We start from the raw sequence: 13,219 nt of genomic DNA, 5'->3' as shown, positions 1-13,219 counted from the left end.
TTGTGCGCGGCGTTCAGGGCCGCGTCAAAGGCGGTGCAGTTCAGGCTGTCGGTTGTACCGGCTCGTCCTGGGCTATGCAGGCAGCTGCGGTGAACAGCACGTCGGTGGAGGAGTTGAGGGCGGTTTCCGCCGAGTCCTGGAGCACGCCGATGATGAAGCCGACCGCCACCACCTGCATCGCGATCTCGCTGGGGATGCCGAACAGGCTGCATGCCAGGGGGATCAGCAACAGCGAGCCACCGGCCACGCCCGAAGCGCCGCAGGCACAGATCGCCGCGACCACGCTGAGCAGCACCGCAGTCGGCAGGTCGACGCTGATGCCCAGGGTGTGCACCGCCGCCAGGGTCAGCACGGTGATGGTGATCGCCGCGCCGGCCATGTTGATGGTGGCGCCCAGGGGGATCGATACCGAATAGGTGTCTTCATGCAGGCCCAGGCGTTTGCTCAGTTCCAGGTTGACCGGAATGTTGGCCGCCGAACTGCGGGTGAAAAACGCGGTAATCCCGCTTTCGCGCAGGCACATCAGCACCAGCGGGAAGGGGTTGCGGCGGATTTTCCAGTAGACGATGGCCGGGTTCATCACCAGGGCCACAAACAGCATGCAGCCGATCAGCACCGCCAGCAGGTGCAGATAGCCCAGCAGCGCACCGAAACCGGAGGTGGCCAGGGTCGAGGCCACCAGGCCGAAAATCCCCAGCGGGGCGAAGCGGATCACCACCTGCACGATCAGGGTCACGCCGTTGGACAGGTCGCCGAGCACGGTGCGGGTGGTCTCGCCGGCATGGCGAATGGCGACGCCCATGCCGATGGCCCAGGCCAGGATGCCGATGAAGTTGGCATTCATCAGCGCACTGACCGGGTTCTCGACCACGCTCAGCAGCAGGCTTTGCAGGACCTCGCCGATGCCACCGGGGGCGCTGATGGCGACGTCGTGGGTGGACAGCACCAGCGCCGACGGGAACAGGCTGCTGGCGATCACCGCGACCACGGCGGCGGCGAAGGTGCCCAGCAGGTACAGCACCAGGATCGGCCGGATATGGGTCTGCTGCCCATGTTTGTGGTTGGCGATGGAGGCCATTACCAGTACGAACACCAGGATCGGCGCCACGGCCTTGAGCGCAGCGACAAACACCTTGCCGATAAAGGCGGTGGACTTGGCCACCTCGGGCACCAACAGCGCCAGGGCGATCCCGGCCAGCAAGCCGATAATGATCTGCGTGACCAGGCTGATGCCCTTGAGTTTTTGCAGAAGCGAAGGGGGCGAAGCAGTCATAACGGTATCTCTGTTTTTTTTGAGGTATTGGACAGGGCGACAGTAATAGACGCGGCAGACTGTCTCGAGGATTGCCCGCTGTGCGCGGCGGCAACGCTTTGCGGTGGATCACCGAGGGTAGACGATGACCGTGCCGGTTTTTTTAAGGGGGCGGACTTTATCACAGCGCCGGCGGTTCCCCGGAGGTGTATGACGATCTGCCGCACAGCCCGCGCTTCAGCGGCGGCGAAAACATTCTGTTAATATTCGCCATCCTTTTTTCATATCCCCTCAGTGGGCCCTCGGGCTGGCGCTGGCGTTGTCGTTTCTGGAGTTATTCATGCTGTTGCCCATCCTGCTGTTGTCGGCCGCGGGTTTTACCGTGCTGACCACGGAGTTCATCATCGTCGGTCTGCTGCCGTCGATCGCCCGGGATCTGGAGGTCAGCGTGCCCCAGGCCGGCCTGCTGGTGACGCTGTTCGCCTTCACCGTGGCCGCATTCGGGCCGTTTCTCACCGCCTATTTCGCCCGTTTCGAACGCAAGCGCCTGTTTGTGACGGTGCTGGTGATGTTCGGCCTGGCCAATACCCTGGCGGCGCTGGCGCCGAATATCGGGGTCATGGCTGTGGCCCGGTTGATCCCGGCGCTGGGGTTGCCGGTGTTCTGGGCCCTGGCCAGTGAAACCGCAGTCGGCATTGTCGGCCCGGACTACGCCGGGCGTGCCATCGCTAAGATTGGTTTCGGCATTGTGTGCGCCACGGTTTTCGGGATTCCGGTGGGGACCCTGATTTCCGATGCCTTCGGCTGGCGCAGCGCCTTTGCGATCCTGGCGGTGGTGGCGTTCGCCAAGGCCTTGCTGCTGTTTATCTACCTGCCCAGGACCAATCTGCATAAGCAGCAGGTCAGCCTGGGGTCGCAGTTCAAGATCCTGCGCAGCCCGCTGATGCAGGGGCATGTGCTGCTGTCGATCCTGGTGTTCAGCGGCATGTTCACCGCCTACACCTACCTCGCCGACATCCTTGAGCGCCTGGCCGGGTTCAACGGCACCGTGGTGGGCTGGTGCCTGATGGGCTTTGGCGCGGTCGGGTTGATCGGCAATTCCTTGGGCGGACGGGCCGTGGACCGGCATCCGCTGATGGCGTCGATGGTGTTCTGCGCCTTTATGATCGGCGGCATGGTGGCCCTGGTGCCGGCTATCCATTCGACGTTGGGGCTGGCGGCGGCCATGGGTATCTGGGGCGTGACCCAGGCGGCGTTGTTTCTGGTCAGCCATGTGCGGCTGATGAAAGCCGCGCCCGAGGCGCCGGCCTTTGCCGCGTCCCTGAACATTGCCGGGGCCAACCTCGGGATCGGCCTGGGAGCCATGGTCGGTGGTCGGGTGATCGATACCCTGGGCCTGGGCAGCCTGGGCTTCGCTGCTGCCGGGTTTATCCTGGTGTCGATTGTCCTGGCCTTGCTGCTGATGGGCGCCAAGCCGCGCAGCGCCTGCGCCTGAAACCTCAGGCGGGCAGGGCGGTGAACAGCTCGCGGCGCGCGCCCTCGGTAATCGCGACAATCCCCGGGTGCTTGACCTTGCGCTCCACGGAAATGGCATAGAACGACTCGGTCACTGCATCGGTCTGGCCGATCAGTTCCACGCCGTATTGGCGCTTCACTTCATCGGCAATCACGCTGGGGGCGATGAAAATCCCGCTGCCGGATTGGCCGAAGGCCTGCATCAGCGCGCTGTCGTCGAACTCACCGATGATTCGCGGCTGAATCTGCTGTTCGGCGAACCAGCGCAGCAAACGGCTGCGGACCACGGTTTCCTGCCCGGGTATCAACATCGGCGCGCCGTGCAGGCTGTGGGGGAAATCCTGGCCGTAGGCCTGGGCCAGGTTGGCAGTGGCGAAAAAACTGATGCCGCACTCGCCCAACTTCTGGCTGTAGCCCTTGATGTCGAGGTGCGACGGCATCGGACTGTCGGAAATCACCAGGTCCAGGCGCTGGATGGCCAGGTCGGCCAGCAGCCGTTCGAGTTTGTCTTCGCGGCAGGTGATGCGGATCGGCTCGCTCAATTCCATGGTGGGCGCGATCAGCCGGTAGACGATGGATTTGGGCACCACATCGGCCACCCCCACCCGGAACTGGATCTGCTGCTCATTGGGCTGGGCGCGGAGCATGGCTTCCAATTCACCCCCCAGCTGAAACATCTGTTCGGCATAAGGCAGGGTCTGTCGCCCGGCTTCGGTGAGTTCCAGCTGGCGTCCGACCCGGCGAAACAACTCGATGCCATAGGTTTGCTCCAGCAGGCTAATCTGACCGCTGATGGTTTGCGGCGTGAGGTTGAGCTGCTCGCAGGCGCGCACGATGCTGCCGGTCTTGGCCACGACCCAGAAGTAATGCAGCTGACGATAATTGAGCATGGCGACCTCACTTCGTAAAAACCGAATTATAACTGCAAAAAATACGAATTTTCCTGAAGTATCCAGCTCTTTAGAATCCCCCGCTATCGACGGCCTGCCGCTTGGGCCCGTCTGTTCTATCGAGGGAAACACCATGAAATTTCAAAACATCGGCGCCGCAGCCCTGCTGGCGCTGGCATTAGTGGGCCTGACTGGCTGCGATCAAGCAGAAAAAAGTGCCCAGCAATTGATGGGCAAGGCTGCCGAATCGGCCAAGCAAGCGATTGATGACACCCACAAGGCGGCCGAGCAGGCCATCAGCGACGCCACCGGTGGCTTGATCAGCAAACAGGAAAAACCCGCTGACGACAGCAAGAATAAAGAGCCGTCGTCGCAGGAAATCTAACCCTTTCGTACCACAGAGCCAGGATTGCCCATGGAATACCTTTTACAACTCGCCGCCAGCCCCACCGCCTGGATCGCCCTGGCGACCCTGGTGGTGATGGAAATCGTGCTTGGCATCGATAACCTGATCTTTATCTCGATCCTGACCAACAAATTGCCCGAGCAGCATCGAGCCAAGGCACGACGCATTGGCATCGGCATGGCCCTGATCCTGCGCCTGGCGTTGCTCAGCACCATCGCCTTTATCGTGCAGTTGACCGAGCCGGTGATCGACGTGTTTGGCCAGGTGTTCTCCTGGAAGGACATGATCCTGATCGCAGGTGGCTTGTTCCTGCTGTGGAAGGCCACGACCGAGATCCATCACAGCATGGACCCGCAGGCCCAGCACGACGATAAGGCTACTGCGGGTGTGTCCATCGGCTTTGCCGCTGCGATCGGCCAGATCCTGTTGCTGGACATGGTGTTTTCCATCGACAGCATCATTACCGCCGTTGGCATGACCGAGCATTTGCCGATCATGATCATCGCGGTGGTGGTCTCGGTTCTGGTGATGTTGCTGGCCGCCGAGCCGCTGGCCAAGTTCATCAACGACAACCCGACCGTGGTGATGCTGGCCCTGGGCTTCCTGATCATGATCGGCATGACCCTGATCGCCGAAGGCTTCGGTGCCCACGTGCCAAAAGGTTATGTGTATGCCGCGATGGCGTTCTCGGCGGCGATCGAGAGCCTGAACATGCTGGCGCGACGGGCGCGGCAGAAGCGCGAACTCGATGCCTGATTGATTGCGTGACATTTGGCCGCCTGCCTTCGAAAGAATGCAGGCGGTTTTTTTTGCCGGGTGAATGACTCAGTGTGCGGTCGCGGGACGTGGCGCCGGTTTGCTGGCTTTTGCCGGGGTTGGCGGAGGGAGAGGGTGGTGATGCCGGCGGGTGATCCGCAACACCCCCCAGAGCATGGCGCCGGCGACGGCCAGCCAGCCACAGATCATCAGGAAAATCGTCGTTGTCAGGCTCATAAGTGCCTCCTCTTTGCCCTGTCCAGGGCACACACTCTTTGCAATGGACAGTCTAGTCGCTGCCGTGTTTCAAACAATTGACCAATAGTCGAGAGTGATCGACTGCTTCGCTCTATCGCCGGCCATTAACTGCGACCTAACGCTATACCGCCGAGCCAGAGCGCCCTATGATCAGGCCCCCAGCCGGAAGACTGTCAGGCCGGCGTCTGATCAAGAGAGCGAAGATGGTGCGGGTATTTCCTCGAGTTCGAACGGCGTTGCTGGCCAGCGCCTGTGTCCTGAGCCTGGCGGGTTGTGCCACGGGTGTGCAGCCGGAGATCCAGCGCCTGCCCGAACGGGTCGAACTCAGCAGCGTGCCGTTCTTTCGAGGCGAGATCTATCAAAGTGGCCCCGGAGCACTGGCCAGCATGCTGTCCCAGCAAGGTGTGGTGATCACTCCGGGGCTGCTCGACAAGCCTTTGCATCTGCCGGGCGCCGAGGCGCAGTTGCAGCAGAACATGCAGAAACTCGCCCGTGAGTACGGGATGCTGGTCTACCCCCTGGACGACAACCTGCCAACCTTGCTGACCCAGGTGGCCGCCGGTTTTCCGGTGATGCTGCGCTTTACCGAAGGTTCGTCGTTCTGGTCGCAGCCGCGTTACGCGGTGTTGGCCGGCTACAACCGCGACAAGCAGACGGTGTTGCTGCGTGCGGGGCAGAATCGACGGATGCTGATGAGCTTCAGTTCGTTCGAGTCAGCCTGGAAAAGTGCCGGGAGTTGGGCGGTGTTGATCCAGGCGCCGAACCAAGTGCCCGCCAAGGTCGATCGCCAGCGCTGGTTGCGGGCGGCGGATGAGCTGGCCCAGGCCGGTCAGGAACAGGCAGCCGCCAAGGCGGTCAAGGCCATTGGCAACTGATCTGAGCAGATGTGAAAACGGCGCCCTGGGGCGCCGTTTTCATTTAGGCAGGATTTACTGGCTGCGCTGGGCGACGCCGCTCTGGCGGTCCTTGAGGTTCTTGTCGGCCTTGTAGCGCAGGGCCGCATCCGGCACCGAACCGCTTTTACCGGTCTCGACCCAGTTGCGGATGCGGCTGGCATCGGCGAAGTGGGTGTATTTGCCAAAGGCATCGAGAATCACCAGCGCAACCGGGCGATTGCCCATGCTGGTGACCAGCACCAGGCAATGGCCAGCCTGATTGGTAAAGCCGGTCTTGGTCAGTTTGATGTCCCAGTTGGCCTTGTTCACCAGGTGGTCGGTGTTATGAAAACCCAGGGTGTAGTTGGGTTTGCGGAAGGCCACGGTTTTTTCCTTGGTGGTGCTCAACTCGCTGAGCATCGGGTACTTGCGCGCGGCCAGCAGCAGCTTGCTCAGGTCGCGAGCCGTGGACACGTTATGAATCGACAGCCCGGTGGGTTCCACATAGTGGGTGCTGGTCATGCCCAATGCCTTGGCCTTGGCGTTCATCGCCGCAATAAATGCCGCGTAACCGCCCGGGTAATGATGGGCCAGGCTCGCGGCGGCGCGGTTTTCCGAGGACATCAGGGCGATCAGCAGCATGTCGCGGCGGCTCAGCTCACTGTTGAGCTTGACCCGGGAGAACACGCCTTTCATCTCCGGGGTGTCGCTGATCGACACCGAAATGTATTCATCCATCGACTGTTTGCCTTCCAGCACGATGAGGCCGGTCATCAGCTTGGTCACCGAGGCAATGGGCACCACCACGTCCGGGTTGCTGGAATAAATGACTTTGTTGGTCTGCAGGTCGAGCAGCAGGGCGCTACCCGAAGCGATATGCAGCTGTGAAGTGTCTCGGGGCGCGGCGGTGGTTTCGCCGGCAACGACGGTCTGCGTGATGAAGGTGCCTGTAACAGCAAAAAATAGGCTCAGGATAGAAAGACGAATTTTCACGCGGGCGGACTCGAAAAAAGTATGGGTATGCCGTTTGGCAACGGGTCGTTTTCGAAAAAACGTTACATTTTATGAGTATGGCTGAAGAACTGTCGATTGTTCTTCCAGTGGTCGATGAAACCTCCTAAGAACTAAGAAGAAACAGGTGTTTTTCGAGTGATGGCGCTTTGGTATCCGGACGGGTACTTAATAAACATGGTGCGCCACTCGGGCTGGGATTAGCATCGCCTTTTTTGCTGCATATCACCCTGGAATAAACGGGAGTCAGGCAATGCCGAAAAGCTTTATAAGCAGAGAATATCTGCCCATGGTGGTGTGGGCAGGAATGGTGGCGGTGCTGTTGCTGGCGTTCGCGTTTTTTCCCAAGTCGGCTGACTGGTATGGCTGGATCCAGGCAGTCGGTCTGATAGTGGGTTTGATGGTGGCCATTGCCGTTCCCGCCATTCAACGGCGGCAGGAGTTTGCTGCGCAACGCGCTCAACTGCGTGAGCACAATGTGGGGTATGGCCGACGCCTGCACTACTTCACGTTGGAGTTGCTGGAGTTGTTGGGGCGCATTGGAGCCAACCTGGCGCATTTGCGGGCCACTGATCGTCATCGTTGTCAGCGCAATATCGAGGATTTTCTGCACCGCGTGTTCGAGTCTCACAAACACGACGTGAACGATGAACGGATTGTCATCATCCATGACCTGCGCCACCTGGCCCAAACCCTGGCCGATGAGCTGGAAAGCGGGCGAAGTGATCGGGTGGTGATGCTCGACCTGGAGAAACGCCTGCAGAAAGTGGCGTATCGCGCCCAGGTCAGCGCGGCGCTGGCGGAGCGTGGTTAGTCCGGCATACGCCATAAACAAAGAACCCCGCCAATGGCGGGGTTCTTTGTTAGCGGAACGGATGCACTTCCCGGTTTAGCTATGCAGGGTTTCCGCCGCGTACAGCGTGTTCTCCAGCAGGCAGGCACGGGTCATCGGCCCAACGCCACCCGGTACGGGGGTGATCCAGCCGGCGCGGGGCAGGGCGGTCTCGTAGACCACATCGCCCACCAGCTTGCCGTCGCCCTGGCGGTTGATGCCCACGTCGATAACGATGGCGCCTGGCTTGATCCACTCACCTTTGACCAGCCCCGGCTTGCCGGCGGCAACCACCACCAGGTCGGCGCGGCCAACGTGGCCTGCCAGGTCCTTGGTGAAGCGATGGGTGACGGTCACGGTGCAGCCCGCGAGCAACAGCTCCATGGCCATCGGGCGCCCGACAATATTGGATGCGCCGACCACGACTGCATCCAGGCCGTAAAGATCGACTCCGGTGCTTTCCAGCAGGGTCATGATGCCTTTGGGGGTGCAGGGGCGCAGCAGTGGAATGCGCTGTGCCAGGCGACCGACGTTATAAGGATGGAAACCATCCACATCTTTATCCGGGCGAATGCGTTCCAGCAATTTGGAGGCATCGAGATGTTCGGGCAAAGGCAATTGCAGCAGAACGCCATCAATGTTCGGGTCATCATTAAGGCGATCGATCAGGCTGGCCAGATCGTCTTGGGTGGTGTCGGAGGGCAGGTCATAGGCTTGGGAAAGAAAGCCGACCTCTTCACAGTCTTTACGCTTGTGCGAGACATAAACCTGAGACGCTGGGTCGCTGCCGACCAGAATCACCGCGAGGCCGGGGGTACGCAAGCCTTGCTGGCGACGCTCGGCGACACGTTTGGCGATCTGCTGGCGCAGGCTAGCGGCGATCGCTTTGCCGTCGATTAGTTGTGCAGTCATGACGCGTGATTAACCATCGAGAGGGAGAGAAAAAGAGAACGTATTCTCGCATGTCGGGACGTGAGGGCAAAGGCGCTTGGTCAGCAAATTCCCCTAACCCCTTTAATTAAATGAATTTTTTTCAAAAAAGAGTTGACGACCTTAGCGACCACCTATAACATTCGTCGCACTTGTCGGGCACAGCCTAGCACTGGTTAAGAAGGTCGGGCAGAGTTGATGGTTAGCTCACAACGACTGAAAGCACTTAGTTTGTAATCGTTAAAGAATACAGATTAATAAGGCGCCCGTAGCTCAGCTGGATAGAGCATCCGCCTTCTAAGCGGATGGTCGCAGGTTCGAGTCCTGCCGGGTGCGCCATTAGGCAGCTTTGGCACAAGTAACGCAACAACGCAATATGGTGGGCGTAGCTCAGTTGGTAGAGCACAGGATTGTGACTCCTGTTGTCGTGGGTTCGATCCCCATCGTCCACCCCATATTTCGAAAAGGCGCCAGATTAATAGTCTGGCGCCTTTGCTTTAAAGGCTTGATACGCGGACGTGGTGGAATTGGTAGACACACTGGATTTAGGTTCCAGCGCCGCAAGGTGTAAGAGTTCGAGTCTCTTCGTCCGCACCAATTAAGTAGCTATTTAATAGCAGATAACGGCGCAGCACCTGAAAAGGGCTGCGCCGTTTTCGTTTCAGAAGTTCGGGTTTTCAGTGCGGCTGCCGGTAGTGGGCTGAATGAGTTGGCGAAGTGTTCGTCTTTTTTTGTCACTGGATGTTCGGGTTGATCTGTCGGGCCATCGAGGTCTGGCGGCCAGGCGGCTGACGACTGGTCTCTTCTATATATAGAGGGACGGTTTAGAGGCGCTGGTTTGATTCGCTGTATTTGCTCTGTGGGTGAGGCTCAACCGTTTGTCCCCGCCTTTAAATTGCCAGCTGTTTTTTACCCGTTTTCAGTAGGGTGACTTCTTGAGTTTGACCCACTAGAATGCATGCCCTTGATTCTGGGGTCGGAAACGGCCGGCTAACGTCTGTGCAACGAGGAATATCCATGCAAGTTTCTGTTGAAAATACTTCTGCTCTTGAGCGCCGCATGAGCATCACCGTGCCGGCCGAGCGTATTGAGAGCCAGGTCAACAAGCGTCTGCAGCAGACTGCCCAAAAGGCCAAAATTGCAGGCTTCCGTCCTGGCAAGGTTCCAATGAGCGTTATCCGTCAGCGTTATGAAGCTGATGCGCGTCAAGAAGCGGTGGGTGATGTGATCCAGGCTTCCTTCTACGAAGCTGTGGTTGAGCAGAAGCTGAATCCGGCTGGCGCACCTTCGGTCGAGCCTAAAGTGCTGGAGAAGGGCAAGGATCTGGAATACGTCGCAACGTTCGAAGTATTCCCTGAGTTCACCGTTGCCGGTTTCGAGTCCATCGCCGTTGAGCGTCTGAGCGCTGACGTGGCTGATGCCGATCTGGACAACATGCTGGAAATCCTGCGCAAGCAGAACATTCGTTTTGAGTCGGTCGATCGTGCCGCACAGAACGAAGATCAACTGAACATCGATTTCGTTGGCAAGGTTGACGGCGAAGTATTCGCTGGTGGTTCCGCCAAAGGCACTCAGCTGGTTCTGGGCTCCGGCCGCATGATTCCTGGCTTCGAAGATGGCCTGGTTGGCGCCAAAGCCGGTGAAGAACGTGTTCTGAATCTGACCTTCCCTGAGGACTACCAGAACCTGGACCTGGCTGGCAAAGCTGCTGAGTTCACCGTTACCGTCAACACTGTGTCCGAGCCTAAGCTGCCAGAGCTGACTGAAGAGTTCTTCGCTCAGTTCGGTATCAAGGAAAGCGGTCTGGAAGGTTTCCGCGCCGAAGTTCGCAAGAACATGGAGCGTGAACTGCGTCAGGCGATCAAATCCAAGATCAAGAACCAGGTCATGGACGGTCTGCTGGAAGCGAACCCGATCGAAGTGCCTAAGGCGCTGCTGGATAACGAAGTCAACCGCCTGCGCGTACAAGCCGTTCAGCAGTTCGGTGGCAACATCAAGCCTGACCAGTTGCCGGCCGAGCTGTTCGAAGAGCAAGCCAAGCGCCGCGTTGTGCTGGGCCTGATCGTGGCTGAAGTGGTCAAGCAGTTCGACCTCAAGCCAGACGAAGATCGTGTTCGCGAGCTGATCCAGGAAATGGCCTCGGCCTACCAGGAGCCTGAGCAGGTTGTGTCTTGGTACTACAAGAACGACCAGCAACTGAACGAAGTCCGTTCGGTTGTGCTGGAAGAGCAAGTTGTGGATACTGTTCTGCAGAAAGCTAGCGTGACCGACAAATCGGTCTCTTACGAAGAAGCGGTCAAGCCGGTAGAAGCACCACAAGCCGACTGATTTTTTACTCGTTCGAAAATACACACCATAAGCCAGCCTTCGCGCTGGCTTATGCGTATTCAAGACATGACTATTTGGGAGTGACTGCAGGACATGTCCCGCAATTCTTATTATCAGCAGAGCTCTGACATCCAGGCCGCAGGCGGCCTGGTCCCGATGGTTATCGAGCAGTCCGCCCGTGGCGAACGCGCCTATGACATCTATTCGCGCCTTCTCAAGGAGCGAGTGATCTTCCTGATTGGTCCGGTAGAGGATTACATGGCCAACCTGGTGGCGGCACAACTGCTCTTCCTTGAAGCGGAAAACCCGGACAAGGACATCCATCTTTACATCAACTCACCAGGTGGTTCGGTGACTGCAGGCATGTCGATCTACGACACCATGCAGTTCATCAAGCCCGACGTTTCCACCATCTGCATCGGCCAGGCCTGCAGCATGGGTGCTTTCCTGCTCGCCGGCGGCGCTGCGGGCAAGCGCCATTGCCTGCCTAACTCGCGGATGATGATTCACCAGCCGTTGGGCGGTTTCCAGGGTCAGGCGTCGGATATCGACATCCATGCCAAGGAAATTCTCCATATCCGTTCGCGTCTGAACTCGCTGCTGGCTCATCACACTGGCCAGAGCCTGGAAACCATCGAGCGCGATACCGAACGTGACAACTTCATGAGCGCAGAGCGTGCGGCGGAATACGGCCTGATCGACTCCGTGATCAACAAGCGTCAAATGCCTGCCTAAGCAACTCAAATGTCGGTGGTTGGGGTAACTGGCCACCTGCGGGCTTGAAAAAGCCCGCAATTGCCTTCATCTTGTGTTGCAAGCCTATCGGATTTGGATCGATCGAATGACTGACACCCGCAACGGCGAGGACAACGGCAAACTGCTCTATTGCTCCTTCTGTGGCAAAAGCCAGCATGAAGTGCGCAAATTGATTGCCGGCCCCTCGGTCTTTATCTGCGACGAGTGCGTCGACCTGTGCAATGACATCATCCGTGAGGAGGTGCAGGAAGCACAGGCTGAAAGCAGCGCGCATAAATTGCCTTCGCCTAAAGAAATCAGCGGCATCCTTGATCAGTATGTAATCGGTCAGGAGCGTGCGAAAAAGGTTCTCGCGGTAGCGGTGTATAACCACTACAAGCGCTTGAATCAGCGTGACAAAAAGAATGACGACGTCGAACTTGGCAAGAGCAACATCTTGCTGATCGGCCCTACAGGCTCGGGTAAGACTCTGCTGGCAGAGACCCTGGCGCGCCTGCTGAACGTACCCTTCACCATTGCCGACGCGACCACCCTCACTGAGGCGGGTTACGTAGGTGAGGATGTCGAGAACATCATTCAGAAGTTGCTGCAGAAATGCGATTACGACGTAGAGAAAGCCCAGATGGGTATCGTCTACATCGATGAGATCGACAAGATTTCGCGCAAATCTGATAACCCTTCGATCACCCGGGATGTTTCCGGTGAAGGCGTGCAGCAAGCATTGCTGAAGCTGATTGAAGGTACTGTTGCTTCCGTTCCGCCACAGGGCGGCCGCAAGCATCCGCAACAAGAGTTCCTTCAGGTCGATACGCGCAACATCCTGTTTATCTGTGGTGGTGCGTTCTCCGGTCTGGAAAAGGTTATTCAGAGCCGTTCCACTCGCGGCGGCATCGGCTTCAACGCCGAAGTTCGCAGCAAAGAGGAAGGCAAGAAGGTGGGCGAGTCCCTGCGTGAAGTCGAGCCTGACGATTTGGTCAAGTTCGGTCTGATCCCGGAATTCGTCGGTCGTCTGCCGGTTCTGGCGACGTTGGACGAGCTGGATGAGGCTGCTTTGATTCAGATCCTCACCGAGCCGAAAAACGCCCTGACCAAACAGTACGCCAAGCTGTTCGAGATGGAAGGTGTAGACCTGGAGTTCCGTACCGATGCACTCAAGTCGGTCGCCAAACGCGCCCTTGAGCGCAAGACCGGTGCTCGTGGTTTGCGCTCGATTCTGGAAGGTGTACTGCTCGACACTATGTATGAAATCCCCTCGCAGTCCGAGGTGAGTAAAGTAGTGATCGACGAGAGCGTTATTGAAGGCAAGTCCAAGCCACTGTACATCTATGAGAACAGTGAGCCGGCAGCCAAGGTGGCGCCAGACGCGTAAGCGTCGCACTGCTGCTTAAAAAGAGGGGGCCTTCGGGCCCC

13 protein-coding genes and 3 tRNA genes are annotated in these 13,219 nt (G+C 58.6%); 11 read left to right on the top strand and 5 right to left on the bottom strand.

Going from position 1 to position 13,219, the window contains the following annotated elements; translation table 11 throughout:
• Positions 1-40: 40 nt before the first annotated feature.
• On the bottom strand, positions 41-1,273 hold the full coding sequence (sstT, locus tag CF161_RS11960) for a serine/threonine transporter SstT (RefSeq protein WP_020296831.1): 1,233 nt from the start codon (positions 1,271-1,273) through the stop codon (positions 41-43).
• A gap of 319 nt (positions 1,274-1,592) precedes the next feature.
• On the opposite strand from sstT, the gene CF161_RS11955 reads away from it, so the two are divergent.
• The gene (locus CF161_RS11955; protein ID WP_020296830.1) at positions 1,593-2,747 is read left to right on the top strand and encodes an MFS transporter; all 1,155 of its coding nucleotides are present in this window, start codon (positions 1,593-1,595) and stop codon (positions 2,745-2,747) included.
• Between the two features lie 4 nt (positions 2,748-2,751).
• Here the strand turns inward: CF161_RS11955 and nhaR are convergent, their stop codons facing one another.
• Positions 2,752-3,657 carry a transcriptional activator NhaR gene (gene nhaR / locus CF161_RS11950; protein ID WP_020296829.1) on the bottom strand — a complete coding sequence of 302 codons (906 nt, stop codon included), beginning with the start codon at positions 3,655-3,657 and terminating at the stop codon, positions 2,752-2,754.
• A gap of 133 nt (positions 3,658-3,790) precedes the next feature.
• Between nhaR and CF161_RS11945 the strand changes: the two genes are divergently transcribed.
• On the top strand, positions 3,791-4,042 hold the full coding sequence (locus CF161_RS11945; protein WP_020296828.1) for a hypothetical protein: 252 nt from the start codon (positions 3,791-3,793) through the stop codon (positions 4,040-4,042).
• A gap of 30 nt (positions 4,043-4,072) precedes the next feature.
• Positions 4,073-4,819 (top strand): TerC family protein, encoded by a 747-nt coding sequence (locus CF161_RS11940; RefSeq protein WP_020296827.1) that lies wholly within the window; start codon positions 4,073-4,075, stop codon positions 4,817-4,819.
• Between the two features lie 69 nt (positions 4,820-4,888).
• Here CF161_RS11940 and CF161_RS33140 read toward each other — a convergent pair whose 3' ends face one another.
• Entirely contained in the window at positions 4,889-5,056 is a 168-nt protein-coding gene (locus CF161_RS33140) for a hypothetical protein (protein WP_177326772.1), read from the bottom strand.
• A gap of 167 nt (positions 5,057-5,223) precedes the next feature.
• Here CF161_RS33140 and CF161_RS11935 point away from each other — a divergent pair, with 167 nt between their 5' ends.
• Entirely contained in the window at positions 5,224-5,952 is a 729-nt protein-coding gene (locus CF161_RS11935; RefSeq protein ID WP_177326771.1) for a PA2778 family cysteine peptidase, read from the top strand.
• A 54-nt stretch (positions 5,953-6,006) separates the two neighbouring features.
• Here CF161_RS11935 and pbpG read toward each other — a convergent pair whose 3' ends face one another.
• Positions 6,007-6,945, bottom strand: a complete 939-nt coding sequence (pbpG, locus tag CF161_RS11930; RefSeq protein WP_020296825.1) for a D-alanyl-D-alanine endopeptidase — start codon at positions 6,943-6,945, stop codon at positions 6,007-6,009.
• 271 nt (positions 6,946-7,216) lie between these two features.
• On the opposite strand from pbpG, the gene CF161_RS11925 reads away from it, so the two are divergent.
• A complete protein-coding gene (locus CF161_RS11925; RefSeq protein WP_043229204.1) occupies positions 7,217-7,777 on the top strand; it encodes a hypothetical protein in 561 nt (186 codons plus the stop codon).
• Between the two features lie 75 nt (positions 7,778-7,852).
• Here CF161_RS11925 and folD read toward each other — a convergent pair whose 3' ends face one another.
• Complete coding sequence (gene folD / locus CF161_RS11920) at positions 7,853-8,707, bottom strand: bifunctional methylenetetrahydrofolate dehydrogenase/methenyltetrahydrofolate cyclohydrolase FolD (RefSeq protein WP_020296823.1); 855 nt, start codon at positions 8,705-8,707, stop codon at positions 7,853-7,855.
• 280 nt (positions 8,708-8,987) lie between these two features.
• Between folD and CF161_RS11915 the strand changes: the two genes are divergently transcribed.
• The 6 genes from CF161_RS11915 to clpX all read left to right on the top strand — a co-directional run bounded on the left by CF161_RS11915 (position 8,988) and on the right by clpX (position 13,178).
• Positions 8,988-9,064: transfer RNA gene (locus tag CF161_RS11915), tRNA-Arg, on the top strand.
• A 40-nt stretch (positions 9,065-9,104) separates the two neighbouring features.
• Positions 9,105-9,180 (top strand) — tRNA-His (locus tag CF161_RS11910).
• Positions 9,181-9,237: 57 nt separating this feature from the next.
• Positions 9,238-9,322, top strand: a tRNA-Leu gene (locus tag CF161_RS11905).
• Positions 9,323-9,742: 420 nt separating this feature from the next.
• Positions 9,743-11,053, top strand: coding sequence for a trigger factor (gene tig / locus CF161_RS11900; protein ID WP_020296822.1), 1,311 nt, complete (start codon positions 9,743-9,745; stop codon positions 11,051-11,053).
• Positions 11,054-11,146: 93 nt separating this feature from the next.
• Positions 11,147-11,788 carry an ATP-dependent Clp endopeptidase proteolytic subunit ClpP gene (clpP, locus tag CF161_RS11895; RefSeq protein WP_016965272.1) on the top strand — a complete coding sequence of 214 codons (642 nt, stop codon included), beginning with the start codon at positions 11,147-11,149 and terminating at the stop codon, positions 11,786-11,788.
• A gap of 106 nt (positions 11,789-11,894) precedes the next feature.
• Positions 11,895-13,178 (top strand): ATP-dependent Clp protease ATP-binding subunit ClpX, encoded by a 1,284-nt coding sequence (gene clpX, locus CF161_RS11890; protein ID WP_020296821.1) that lies wholly within the window; start codon positions 11,895-11,897, stop codon positions 13,176-13,178.
• The last annotated feature ends 41 nt before the right edge of the window (positions 13,179-13,219 follow it).

Origin of the sequence: Pseudomonas sp. CF161 (assembly GCF_000416215.1) — a bacterium.
Taxonomy (GTDB): Bacteria; Pseudomonadota; Gammaproteobacteria; order Pseudomonadales; family Pseudomonadaceae; genus Aquipseudomonas.
This window is presented reverse-complemented; position numbering and strand designations above follow the sequence as displayed.

What these genes read in the sequence shown, in the direction of transcription:
- sstT (WP_020296831.1), bottom strand. Translation starts at nt 1,273, where the DNA reads ATGACTGCTTCGCCCCCTTCGCTTCTGCAAAAACTCAAGGGCATCAGC.
- folD (WP_020296823.1), bottom strand. Translation starts at nt 8,707, where the DNA reads ATGACTGCACAACTAATCGACGGCAAAGCGATCGCCGCTAGCCTGCGC.
- CF161_RS11955 (WP_020296830.1), top strand. Translation starts at nt 1,593, where the DNA reads ATGCTGTTGCCCATCCTGCTGTTGTCGGCCGCGGGTTTTACCGTGCTG.
- tig (WP_020296822.1), top strand. Translation starts at nt 9,743, where the DNA reads ATGCAAGTTTCTGTTGAAAATACTTCTGCTCTTGAGCGCCGCATGAGC.
- clpP (WP_016965272.1), top strand. Translation starts at nt 11,147, where the DNA reads ATGTCCCGCAATTCTTATTATCAGCAGAGCTCTGACATCCAGGCCGCA.
- clpX (WP_020296821.1), top strand. Translation starts at nt 11,895, where the DNA reads ATGACTGACACCCGCAACGGCGAGGACAACGGCAAACTGCTCTATTGC.
- CF161_RS11935 (WP_177326771.1), top strand. Translation starts at nt 5,224, where the DNA reads ATGATCAGGCCCCCAGCCGGAAGACTGTCAGGCCGGCGTCTGATCAAG.
- nhaR (WP_020296829.1), bottom strand. Translation starts at nt 3,657, where the DNA reads ATGCTCAATTATCGTCAGCTGCATTACTTCTGGGTCGTGGCCAAGACC.
- CF161_RS33140 (WP_177326772.1), bottom strand. Translation starts at nt 5,056, where the DNA reads ATGAGCCTGACAACGACGATTTTCCTGATGATCTGTGGCTGGCTGGCC.
- CF161_RS11945 (WP_020296828.1), top strand. Translation starts at nt 3,791, where the DNA reads ATGAAATTTCAAAACATCGGCGCCGCAGCCCTGCTGGCGCTGGCATTA.
- CF161_RS11940 (WP_020296827.1), top strand. Translation starts at nt 4,073, where the DNA reads ATGGAATACCTTTTACAACTCGCCGCCAGCCCCACCGCCTGGATCGCC.
- CF161_RS11925 (WP_043229204.1), top strand. Translation starts at nt 7,217, where the DNA reads ATGCCGAAAAGCTTTATAAGCAGAGAATATCTGCCCATGGTGGTGTGG.